Consider the following 12355-nt stretch of genomic DNA (forward strand, 5'->3'; position numbering starts at 1 on the left):
GTTGTGTGCTAAAATAGTGGGAAAGAAAGCGGGTGTTTTAGATGAAGGAGCATGTATTGATTATTGAAGATGAAGAAAACATCGCGCGTGTTCTTCAGCTAGAGTTAGAATTCGAAGGGTATGCTGTCGAAATCGCCTATACAGGAACCGATGGATTGATCAAATATCGAGAGAAGGTATGGGATCTTGTATTGCTTGATCTAATGTTGCCTGGTTTGAATGGATTAGATGTACTTCGACGTATTCGAGCTACCAAAACGGATACTCCAGTCATCTTATTAACTGCTAAAAGTGATTTAGAGGATAAAGTAACGGGTTTAGATTTAGGTGCAAATGATTATGTGACGAAGCCTTTTGAAATTGAGGAGCTTCTTGCACGTGTACGCACTGCTATACGTGTATCTAGATCTTCGACAGTTCAGTTGCAACATAATGATAATGTGCATAGATTCCACTCGCTTCTTTTAAACGAGCAGACTCGTGAGATAACAAATGAGGGAGAGTCCATTAATTTAACACCAAGAGAATATGATCTTTTACTCTATTTGATGAAACATCCGAACCAGGTGCTGACGAGAGAACAATTATTAGATGCTGTTTGGGGTTTTGATTATTATGGAGATACAAATGTGGTGGATGTTTATATACGATATGTACGTAAAAAGTTAGAAGAGAACGGAAAATCCTCTCTTATTCAAACAGTACGAGGTATCGGGTACGTGCTGAAGGAGAAGAAAAACGATGAATCTTAAAACAAAGATACATCTCTTTTCCACCGTTTTAACATTAGTTATTTTAAGTATGATGAATATTGGTATTTACATATTATTTGAAAGAATGGCTTTTGATACGGAATATAAGCAGCTTAATAATGAAGTGGACGAGCTGATCGCTGCTTTAAGTAAAATAAGTAACGAAGCAGATGCCGCAACTATTTTGCGTACATATATTCCTCCAAATGGTGGTATTCGGGTTATTGATAACGATGACGATTTGAAGCTGTTCGTGCAAACAATTGATGGTGTAGATGACTATTATCCAAGGTTCAAAGTAGGAGAAAGGTATTCCATCGGTGCTTTTCAAGGAACACCTATTTTAACTATAAGTAAACCGGTCATTTGGGTAGATGGGGAAGTAACAGAAGTTCAAGTGATGAAAATTTTAGGAGATGTAGAAAAGAATTTAGACTTTCTTCGTCTCATTCTACTAAGTGTTATGATAGTCGGCATACTACTCATGACTGTTTCAAGTGTAACATTGGGAAAAATAATCACGAGGCCTATCAAAAAGCTTATAAACACTATGTCACAAAGTAGATTATCAGGAACCTATGAAAAGATTGTCGTTCCTCCAAATGGTAAAGATGAAATGGCTCAAATGGGCATTGCGTTTAACGAAATGATGGAGAGACTAGAGCAAAACTATAAAAAGCAGGAACAATTTGTATCTGACGCCTCTCACGAATTAAAAACACCTCTTACGGTCATTGAAAGCTATGCCAAATTATTAGCAAGACACGGCTTTAGTAATACCGCAGTAGCAGAAGAGTCAGTACAGGCAATTGTGAATGAAACGGCAAGAATGAAAGAAATGATCGAGCAAATGTTACTGCTAGCAAAAAGTAATGAACAAAGCATGCGTCATTTCGAAAAAATAGATGTATTTCGCTTAGTAGAAACAACGTTACAATCAATGCGTACAGCATATAATCGCCAATTTATATTAAACGGGCAAGGCCCCATTTATGCTAATACAGATTTAGAGCAATTAAGACAATTGCTATTCATCATTTTAGATAATGCAAGGAAATATAGTGAAAAAGAAATTATAGCGACCATTTTGGAAAATGAAAAAGGTATAACTATTTCTATTTTAGATTACGGAAATGGTATCCCTGAAAAAGATCTACCACATATATTTGACCGTTTTTATCGAGTAGATGAAGCACGAAATCGAAAGACAGGCGGCACAGGCCTTGGAATGGCTATAGCTAAAGATATTGCAATGCGTCTTTCGGCAGAGTTGAAGATTGAAAGCACAGTTGGAGTTGGTACGATCATCCATATTTTTATCCCGAATTCTTAATTTCTCATCGATTTTTAATGTTTGTATTTTATGATAGATTTGAGGAGGGGAAAGCGTGAATGAAATTTTTCAAACTAAAAAGATTTCTATCGATTATTACATTGATTGTAGCCGGTTGTTTGATTGTTTTTATATTAAGCATTACTCGGACCAATCAACAGTCGATATCGGAAAATGAAGTCCGCGCCCAACTTGAGCAGACATATGATGCAGAAGTAGCTATTGTGGAAAAAAATGAAGCTGTTTACCACGCACTCATTGCTAAAAATGGAATTGTATATTCAGTAGAAATGGATGCACTCACAGGTGAAGTTAATTCACTTAAACAATCGGATAAATACATCATTGAAACAGAAAGTGAAGTTGCGGAAGGATCAAGTGAATCGATCCCAGAGAAGTCTTCTCAAAGGGAAGGACAACCAAACCAAGAAAAAAAGATGGAAGAGCAAGTAGCCAAGATAACAGAAACAGGACATGCGAAGGAACCGATTAAAATTATTATTAGTGAAAAAAAGACAACTACTAATAAGACAGTTGAGATCGCAGAAACGCCTAAAGCAAGTGAAAATAACACGGCTAAATCTATCATATCTGCAACTTCTAAAATAGAGGAAAAGGTAGAAGATAAGCCTAATAAAGGAATTAGCAAGGATTCGCCAAAAGTAGAAACGAGCAAACAAGAAGAGACAAAAGCTGAAACGCCAAAAGAAGAGAGTGCTAAAACGGAAGAAATTGTAGATGCAATGAAACCTGTGCCGCCAAAAAAGACGGAATCTGCTAAGGCAGAAGAACCAACATCGGAGGAAACACAAGCACAAACACAAGGACAAGCACAAACTCCTCCAACAACTACTGTACAGTCAGAGCCTAAAAAGCCAGAAGCAGAAGCAAAAACAGAGAGTGTTACAACTACCACTGTACTAATCTCGGAAGAACAGGCGATTAAAAAGGCACAGCAGCAACAAAAAGGAACAGTTGAAAGTAGCTCGTTTGTAAAAACTAACGAAGGTGGCTACTATTTAATTGTGATGAAAGCAACTTTCCCTGAGAGTGATAGAGAAAGTACTAAAGAAAGAAAAACAAAAGCAACGATTCAAGTGCATGCAATTTCAGGAAAAATACTTTCTATTACTTGGGAGTGAAAATTCTCATCAATTTCTAATAAAACTCTATGAGTATTCTCATTTAGTTCGTTTAATATGAAAGTAACAAATGAATATTATTTAAAGTTGATGAGCGAGTTTGAAGGAAGCAAGCTCAACCAACTAAGCATAATAGGGGAAATTTCTAGTCAGCAACAAAGCGATAAAACGAAGCGAAAAACGAAGTCACGAAGTTTACGGCGATTTAAATATAATCCTTGAGCGATAACAAGGAAGCTAAACACCTCTTCTACCATTCCCCGTAGAAAGAGGTGTTTTTTTATTTTACAGATGTGTATCCAGGAAATGGTTAAGGGCAACCAAGCAGTCAAGGAAAGCGATCAATTTTGCTTGGAAAGCAACTAAATTAGCGCGAGAGCAACCAAATTGATGGTGAAAGCAACCAAATCTTAAAATAAGAAGTTTACTTGTAATGAGATGCCGATAATAATCGGGATCCCGCTGTTATTATCCAGTTATTGGTTAAGGGCAACCAAATAGCATCGAAAGCAATCAAAGCTGCTTGGAAAGCAACCAAATTAGCGCGAGAGCAACCAATTGAGCGCGAGAGCAACCAAATCTTAAAAAGAGAAGTTTACTTGTAGTGAGATGCCGATAATAATCGTGATCCCGCTGTTATTATCCAGTTATTGGTTAAGGGCAACCAATCAGCATCGAAAGCAATCAATTCTACTTGGAAAGCAACCAATTGAGCGCGAGAGCAACCAATTCAAGTACGAGAGCAACCAATTCGATGGTGAAAGCAACCAATCTTAATATAACAAGCTTACTTGAAGTGAGACACCGATAATTATCGGTTAGGTTTCCCAAGAAGGAAGTGTTTCGCTGTTGTTATCCAGTTATTGGTTAAGGGCAACCAAATAGCATCGAAAGCAATCAAATCTGCTTGGAAAGCAACCAAATTAGCGCAAGAGCAACTAAATCATCTACGAGAGCAACCAAATCGATGGTGAGGGCGACGAATTCTTAAAATAACAAGTTTACTTGAAGTGAGACGTCAATGATTGTGACATTTTATAAATAAATATTGCTCAAGTGGACCGTATTGATTCAAGGGGGAAGCAGTATGTTGAGCATTTGTCGCAAAACGAATAGTATATTGAAGCTCCTTGGTCTCCAAAATTGTATCTGGGGGTGTTTCAGCTTATTTGGAAAGTAAGCAAAAAAACTGTGTTGCCGATACATAGCGGCAACACAGTTTTTCATTTATCTTTTGATTTTATTACTCTTTGTTAATCGTCCAAGGGCGAATGCAGCTGCACCGATTCCGATTAGTGTGTTTGTTTTCTTATTGAATACTTGTTTTACAACAAGGTTCATATTTTGAGGGCGTTCAGCTAGTCGACGCATAAAGTAGCCGTACCAGTCACTGCCAAATGGTACGTATGTGCAGAAGTTATAGCCTTCGTTTGCTAGTTGTTTCTGCATGTCTGTGCGGAAACCGTATAGCATTTGGAATTCAAATTTGTCATTTGAAATATTATTATCTTTGATAAATTGTTTAACATGGTTGATCACATTGTGATCATGTGTTGCAATCGATGTGAATTTACCGTTTAGTAGGTGCCATTCGATTAATTCTACATAGTTTTGGTCGATTTCTTCTTTTGTTTGGTATGCATATTCTGCTGGTTCTTTATAAGCACCTTTTACAATACGAAGGCGGAAGTTTTTATATTTTTGGATATCTTCTACAGCGCGGTAGAAGTACGCTTGAATCACTGTTCCAAGATTATCGTATTCTTTAGATAGTTCGTCTAAAATATCGAATGATGGTTGTAAGTGTTTATGTGATTCCATATCGATATTGATGAAAGTACCATACTTATTTGCAACAGCTGTAATTTCTCTTAAATTCTCTAATGCAAAATCATAATCTATATCTAACCCAAGTTGGGATGGTTTCAATGAAATATGCGCATCTACTTGATGTTCTTCGATTGCTTCAATAACAGCAATGATTTGTGCTTTAGCTTCTAACGCCTCTTCTTTTTCAAAAACAAATTCTCCTAAATTATCTACTGTACAGGAGATTCCAAGTGCGTTTAATTTTTTTATGCTTTCCATTGTTTCTTCAATATTTGTTCCAGCAACAACATGCTGTGCACCCATTTTTAAGCCATATTTTTTTGCTGCCCCGTTTAATGTCTGATTTTCTGACAATGCGATAAAAATATCTTTTAACATAGTGATGCTCCCATCTCTGTATAATGTTTTATTATACCACAAAAGAGAATAATGTAAGCACATACATTTAGTGATCCTGTCGATTATTTGTCGAAGAGATTCATCTAACATTTACTGCAAATATTCGGAAATTAGTCTTGCGATATATTCATAACTCAGGTACTTTAGAATTAGTGAGTAATTATGAATCTTTTAATAGAATCAATTATTCAAACAACATTCAGGAGGTAAGTTATGAAAAACAGTAAGATCAAGAAGTCAGCTGTTGCTGCAATTGTTGCCACATCATTATTTTCTGCTACAAATGTCTCATTTGCAAATAGTTCACTACAAGAGGTAGTAGACAATGCAAGAAAAGACATTAAAAAAGCTTCATATTCTTATGTAGTTCCTGCACAATCTGGGAAACTAGCTACTAGTGCTGAACTATATCCTGTATTAAATACTGCGAAAGCCAATTATCAAAAAGCAAGAATTGCAATTGTTAAATCTGATGCTAAAAACAAAGATACATTATTGAAAAATTTAGATGATTTATATTATGAAAGAGTTACAAAAGGATTAGTTCCTTATATCGATGCATATAACTATGCTGATAAATATTTAGATCCAATCATGAAAGAACTAGCTCAAGCAGAGGCAAATAAAGACTGGGCAGCTATTGAAAAAGCCTATCATAAACTATCTGTTCAACTAAAAACAAGAACTGCTATTTTATATCGTTTTACAGGAAAGGCATCTCGTGATCTATTGCTAGAGCAATATAAAAACCCGGCAAATCAAAAAAGAGATACATTAGCAGTACCGGTAACTATTTACATGAATGCTAATAAAGCAGCCGCACTTTATGCAGAAGGCAAAAAAGAAGAAGCAATGGCAATCGTCAATGCTACTTTACCTCTTGCAGATAAGCTTCCAAGTGAGTCTGCAGTTCCTGCTATTAAAGAGCTTAAAATCTATTTAGAGAAATTATATGCTTCTTACACAGATGTCGACTTCTCTTTATCTTTAATGCATGTTAATGATACACATGCCAATACGCAAAAAGCGCCACAACGTCTGACGGCTATCAAAGAAGTGAGAGCGGAAAAACCATCTGCGTTATTAATCGATGCAGGGGACGTATTTTCTGGTACTCTTTACTTCAATGAATTCAAGGGACAAGCAGATTTAGCGTTGATGAATTTGATGAATTATGACGTGATGACATTTGGTAACCATGAATTCGATTTAGGTTCTACTCCGGAAGGGCATAAAGCATTAAGTGAATTTATCCAAAAATCTAACTTCCCATTTGTAAGTTCAAATGTTGATTTTTCTAAAGATGTAAACTTAAAAGGATTGTTTAATGTAAATGTGTCTTCGGATCCAAAGGATGGACAAATTTACAGCGGTATCATTAAAGAAGTAGACGGACAAAAAATCGGTTTATTCGGACTGACGACAGCTGAAACAGCAGATATTTCTAGTCCTAAAGATGTTACATTCACGGACTATATTAAAGCAGCTCAAACAATGGTAGACGAGTTTAAAAAACAAGGGGTCAATAAAGTTGTGGCAGTAACACATATTGGATACGACGATAACCCAGATTTCGATAATGATTTACTATTAGCAGCAGCTGTTAATGGAATTGATGTAATTGTAGGAGGTCACAGCCATACTCAATTAGATAAGCCAGTAGTAGTCGATAAAGACAAAAATGGATTAGCAAAAGATCCAACAGTCATTGTTCAAGCATATCAATACAGTGATTTCTTAGGAACATTAGATGTGGACTTTGATAAAGAGGGTAAAGTAGTGGGGCATGAAGGAGCTTTAATCCCAACAAAAGATAAAAAAGAAGATCCTGAAGCAGCGGCATTATTGAAAACATATGCAGAGAAAATTAAAGAAATAGAAGGAAAAGAAATTGGCGTAGTAGCAGACACAGAGCTTACAAATCCTCGTGCAACTACAGATGTAGATAAAAGTGTACGTAAAAACGAAACTGCTCTAGGTAATATTATTACTGACGGAATGCTAGCAAAAGCGAAAAAATACAATGATAAAGTAGTGATGGCTCTTCAAAATGGTGGAGGAATCCGTGCAGAGATTAAAGCTGGACCGATTACTGTCGGGGACGTTATTACAGTACTTCCTTTTGGTAACACATTAGCAACAATGGAGCTAACAGGTAAGGAATTGAAAGAGGCATTTGAACTTAGCTTTAAATCGTATCCTAAAGAAAACGGTGGCTTTTTACACGTTTCTGGTGCAAAAGTTGAATTTGATTCTTCTAAACCAGCTGGACAACGTGTAGTATCTATTAAGTATAAAGCTGCAGACGGATCATACGTAGATATTAAAGAAAATGAAAAATATGTCGTTGCGACTAACGCTTTCACTGCTAAAGGTGGAGACAATTACGATGTATTCGCAAAAGCTTACGAAGAAGGCCGCGTAACCGATCTTGGTCTATCTGATTGGGAAAACCTTCAAGAACAACTTCAATCATTGAAAACAGTAAACAATGAAATTGAAGGACGAATTGTGGATGTAAAAAAATAATAAATATAGAGACCCATTTGCTTTTACAGTAAATGGGTCTCTTCATTTTGTAATGGTTTAGCATAAAAATTATCGGGTATGTAGAAGACAAGCGCGTATCATTATTTACGCGTAAAAAAGTAGTAAGTAAATCTAAAGTACAGAAGTGAGTGCTTACTTTCTAAAAGAAAGAGGAGGAATTTTTGTATGAAGAAAAACTACGTAAAAGTAACTGCTACAACTGCTCTGCTATCGGCCGCTATATTTGGTGGACCTTTAATAGGGAGCGCCCATTGGGAAGAAAAAGGACAAGCAAATGATTGGAAGCAATCCCATCAAAAGATGGAGAAACAGCATTGGAATAAAAATTTTCAAAAAGATGATAAACAGTGGAAAGAAAAGTACGTTAGTAAAGATAAAAACAAAAGCGAAAATTCGTCTAACACATATGAAATTGCAGATGCATATGGGAAAAATACAATACTCCCACTACTAGCATCCATTGAAACGGCAGAGGCAAATAAAGACTGGGAGGCATTAGAAGGCAATTACCATAAACTTTCTAAAGAGCTGAAAAAAGGAACCTCTCTATTTTATAAAGTAGATGGAAAAGAGAATCGAAACAAACTTATTGAGAAGTACAAAGTTCCAGCGGAAGCAAAACGTGCAGAGTTAGCATTGCCGATAAGTATTTATATGGCTGTGAATAGTTTAGAAAAATCATTCGAGAATGGCGATAAAGCCAAAGTCGAACAGAAGCTAGCAAAAGTTAAAATGTTAATGGATAAGCTGGAAAATGTAGATAATAATAGTCTACTACAAGATTTAGATGCAAAGGTAAAGGGATTAGAAAACAAACTACAGAACCAAACAGCATAGCAATCAAATTTCAAGGCTTATGATTAAATAGATGAAAAGTGGCGGGGACAATTATATGTCTCCGCCACTTTTATTAATAAACCTTTCTTCGGTATGTAAACCAAGATATGAGAATCGCTCCAATTAACAAGATTCCTAGATAACCCGTCACGGGGTAGATTGTTCCGATGAGATAGACGAATCCTAACGAGCTAGCAAAAAAGGCAAAAACACCAGAAAAGATAGTAAATGCTTTAAAGGAAGTTTTTCCTGGTTTTATAATACGTGCGGAAAATGCATACAGCATCGCCACAGCTGTGTTATAAATCATGCCAATAAGGATGATTGCCATTAAAAACCCGATAATAGGATGCATATTATTTGCGATGGTTATCATTGGCATCGATGTATTACCAATAGAATCTATTTGTGTGAGCATTGAAATATTAATGAGTAAAATAAGCAATCCTAGTCCAAGGCCACCAAACATTCCTCCCCAACCAGCCACTTTTTGATTTTTGACCGTACCAGCTATTACAGTAATCATCGATACACCAGCAGCAATATTATAGGAAACATATAAAAAAGCACCAACACCCCAATGGGAAACAGGGGGAGGTGTTCCCGCACTCACGGTTTTAAAATCTACGCTTGTGTCATAATGGATTACCGAATAGGCTGCTATGATCAATACAATTACTAATAGAAATGGAGTGATTGCACCAATTAATCCAATAACTTTTTGAACACCTAACATTACAGAAATAATCGTAATAATGGCCATTATTAAACTGCCTATTAAAGCAGATATGCCAAACTGCTCCTCAAAAACAACACCTGCTCCAGCAAACATAATCATCGTTATGCCGAACAGTAAACAAGTAATGACCATATCAATCACGAAACCTAAATATGGACCACAAATATGATAAATGACCTTCTGATGCGACGTCGTTTGCAAACGACTACCAAGTTGAGTTAAACTCATTCCAAAAAATGCGAGTAAAACAGTTGCAAGAATCGAACCTGCAATGCCTAGATAGCCATAGCTCGTAAAAAATAACAATATTTCTTGTCCTGATACAAAGCCTGCTCCAACGACAATCCCAATAAAAGCGGATCCGATTTGAAGGCTTTTTTTCATATATTGGCTCCTTTTGTTTTCTAATGGTTTGCATCTATTTTCATATCATTTAAAGTATACGCTGATGTTACATCGGCCATGAATAGAATTGTGGGAAAAGCCTCGCAAAGCCTGTTTTATTTCCCTCTATCTACTAAACTCTCGCGCATTTTCGTTTATACATAATCCAAGATACAATAATTGCAGCAATTAAAAGGAAACCTAAATAACCTGTAATAGGATACACCGTACCAACAAGATTCACAAAACCTAGGAAACTAGCGATAAAAGCAATCATACCAAATAGAATGGTAAAAGCTTTAAATGAAGGCTTTTCTGGTTTTACAACTCGTGCAGAAAATGCATAAAGCATCGCAACTGCAGTGTTATAAATCATACCTATTAAGACAATTGCCATAATAAATCCGACAATCGGATGTATTTCATTGGAGAGTGTAATCATTGGCATCGCGACATCCGCAATTTTATCCATTTGTGTTAGCATAGAAATATTAATTAGCAATATAAGTAAACCTAATCCTAGTCCACCAATAATACCTCCACGACCTGCAACTTTTTGATCTTTTACAGTACCACCAATTACTGTGATCATTGCCACACCAGCAGCAATATTATAGGAAACATATAATAGCGCGCCCATTAGCCAGTTAGAAGCAGCAGGGGACGTTTTCGCAACAGCCGCATCCATATCGATTGAATCAGGATCGAAATGAAATAAAGAATATCCCGCAATTACTACAACTATTACTAACAAGAATGGGGTAACCGCACTTATTAAACTAATCACTTTTTGAACATTTAATGTAACAGTTGCAATGGTGATTACAGTCATAAAAAGACTTCCAGCAACTGCAGGTAATCCGAATTGTTCTTCAAAAATCGCGCCAGCTCCTGAGAACATAACTACCGTTACGCCGAACAAGAAGAACGTGATGATAATATCTACAAAAGCACCTAAATACCGACCGCAAATATGATAAATTACGTCCTTATGAGAAGTCGTTTGAAGCCTACTTCCTAGTTGGGTTAAGTTCATCCCAAGAAAAGCAAAAAACATTGCAGCGAGTATAGAACCCGCCATTCCTATGTAACCGAAGCTTGAGAAGAACTGTAAAATCTCTTGCCCCGAAGCAAATCCTGCACCGACAATGATTCCGATAAAAGCGGAACCAATTTGAAAACTTTTTTTCATATCTTTCTACTCCTCGTTATTAAAATATTCAGAGAATTAAATGCGGAAAGCGCCCAATCTTTAAAAGGAATAGGGCGCTTATTCTGTTAAGCTTTAAAGTTGAATGTAGCTACTGTATAACGATCCATTGCTGCAAAATTTGGCTCGTATCCAATGCCGTAGCTTGTAGGAATCGTAATATAGCCATCTTCTGCTATTACTTCTGGTGTAATAACATCTTCCTCCCAATAGCGAGAAGATCCAGCTGTATCACCAGGTAAGATAAAGTTCGGAAGGGTTGTTAGTGCTACATTATGAGCACGTCCAATTCCTGACTCTAACATGCCACCACACCATACTGGAATATTATGTTCCATACAGTAGTCATGGATTTTTTTCGATTCTGTTAACCCGCCAACACGGCCGATTTTAATATTAATAATCTTTGTGCTGCCTAGCTCAACTGCCTTGCGAGCATCTTCCAAGGAATGAATGCTTTCGTCTAAACAGATAGGTGTTTTTAACTCTTTTTGTAATTTAGCATGGTCGATAATATCGTCGGAAGCTAAAGGTTGTTCAATCATTGTCAGATTGTATTCATCTAATCGCTTTAAAACATCGATATCATCTAATGTATAGGCCGAGTTCGCGTCAGCCATTAATGGGACATTCGGAAAGGCTTCTCGAAGTGCTTTTATTACATCTACATCAAAGCCAGGCTTTATTTTTACTTTCATCCGTTTATAGCCTTCTGCTACATATCCACGAACTAACTCGATTAAATCTTCTGTGCTTTTTTGAATACCGATACTAATACCGACTTCAATTTTTTCAGTGGTTCCACCAAGTGCTTGCGCCAAAGTCATTTGATTGCGTTTTGCATATAAGTCCCAAATAGCACCTTCCACTGTTGCTTTCGCCATATTGTTTTTGCGAAGGGGAGCGAAGAGTTCATTCACTTCATCTGGGTGAGCGAATTCTTTATCTAATACAAGTGGGATTAGAAAATCTCGGATCATATGTAAATTGGTTTCAAGTGTTTCTTCGTTATACCAAGGAGAGTGAAAGGCAGTAGATTCTCCCCAGCCTGTATTTCCGAGTTCATCTGTAACCTCTAATAGAAGGAACTCTTTATCTTGGAAGGTTCCAAAGCTTGTTGAAAAAGGGGATTTCATCTTCATTTTCATTTTGCGTATATTAATTTCTTTAATTTGCATA

Annotated in this window: 9 protein-coding genes; 5 read left to right on the plus strand and 4 right to left on the minus strand. The window is 36.5% G+C overall.

What is annotated here, in order from left to right:
* Positions 1–41 precede the first annotated feature (41 nt).
* Genes ACIP9W_RS04495 through ACIP9W_RS04505 form a run of 3 tightly spaced genes read left to right on the plus strand, consistent with a single transcriptional unit; the run spans position 42 to position 3227 of the window.
* Positions 42–752, plus strand: coding sequence for a response regulator transcription factor (locus ACIP9W_RS04495; protein WP_400786486.1), 711 nt, complete (start codon positions 42–44; stop codon positions 750–752).
* The gene (locus tag ACIP9W_RS04500; RefSeq protein ID WP_400786489.1) at positions 742–2085 is read left to right on the plus strand and encodes a sensor histidine kinase; all 1344 of its coding nucleotides are present in this window, start codon (positions 742–744) and stop codon (positions 2083–2085) included. Before ACIP9W_RS04495 ends, ACIP9W_RS04500 begins: the two co-directional genes overlap by 11 nt.
* A 59-nt stretch (positions 2086–2144) precedes the next feature.
* A complete protein-coding gene (locus ACIP9W_RS04505; RefSeq protein WP_400786491.1) occupies positions 2145–3227 on the plus strand; it encodes a PepSY domain-containing protein in 1083 nt (360 codons plus the stop codon).
* 1227 nt (positions 3228–4454) lie between these two features.
* On the opposite strand, the gene ACIP9W_RS04510 is transcribed toward ACIP9W_RS04505, so the two are convergent.
* Positions 4455–5435 (minus strand): proline dehydrogenase family protein, encoded by a 981-nt coding sequence (locus ACIP9W_RS04510; protein ID WP_400786493.1) that lies wholly within the window; start codon positions 5433–5435, stop codon positions 4455–4457.
* A gap of 234 nt (positions 5436–5669) precedes the next feature.
* Between ACIP9W_RS04510 and ACIP9W_RS04515 the strand changes: the two genes are divergently transcribed.
* Together ACIP9W_RS04515 and ACIP9W_RS04520 are read left to right on the plus strand one after the other, a co-directional pair.
* Positions 5670–7985: a 5'-nucleotidase C-terminal domain-containing protein gene (locus ACIP9W_RS04515; RefSeq protein WP_400786495.1), complete on the plus strand. Its 2316-nt coding sequence runs from the start codon at positions 5670–5672 to the stop codon at positions 7983–7985.
* Between the two features lie 186 nt (positions 7986–8171).
* On the plus strand, positions 8172–8843 hold the full coding sequence (locus ACIP9W_RS04520) for a hypothetical protein (protein WP_400786497.1): 672 nt from the start codon (positions 8172–8174) through the stop codon (positions 8841–8843).
* A gap of 73 nt (positions 8844–8916) precedes the next feature.
* Here the strand turns inward: ACIP9W_RS04520 and ACIP9W_RS04525 are convergent, their stop codons facing one another.
* From ACIP9W_RS04525 to menC, 3 genes are all read right to left on the minus strand, one after another.
* Positions 8917–9966 carry a YkvI family membrane protein gene (locus tag ACIP9W_RS04525; protein WP_400786499.1) on the minus strand — a complete coding sequence of 350 codons (1050 nt, stop codon included), beginning with the start codon at positions 9964–9966 and terminating at the stop codon, positions 8917–8919.
* Positions 9967–10099: 133 nt separating this feature from the next.
* Complete coding sequence (locus ACIP9W_RS04530; protein WP_400786501.1) at positions 10100–11158, minus strand: YkvI family membrane protein; 1059 nt, start codon at positions 11156–11158, stop codon at positions 10100–10102.
* 86 nt (positions 11159–11244) lie between these two features.
* Positions 11245–12354: an o-succinylbenzoate synthase gene (gene menC, locus ACIP9W_RS04535; RefSeq protein ID WP_400786504.1), complete on the minus strand. Its 1110-nt coding sequence runs from the start codon at positions 12352–12354 to the stop codon at positions 11245–11247.
* Position 12355 lies beyond the last annotated feature (1 nt).

It is taken from the genome of Psychrobacillus sp. NPDC093180 (genome assembly GCF_044754065.1).
Lineage (GTDB): Bacteria > Bacillota > Bacilli > Bacillales_A > Planococcaceae > Psychrobacillus.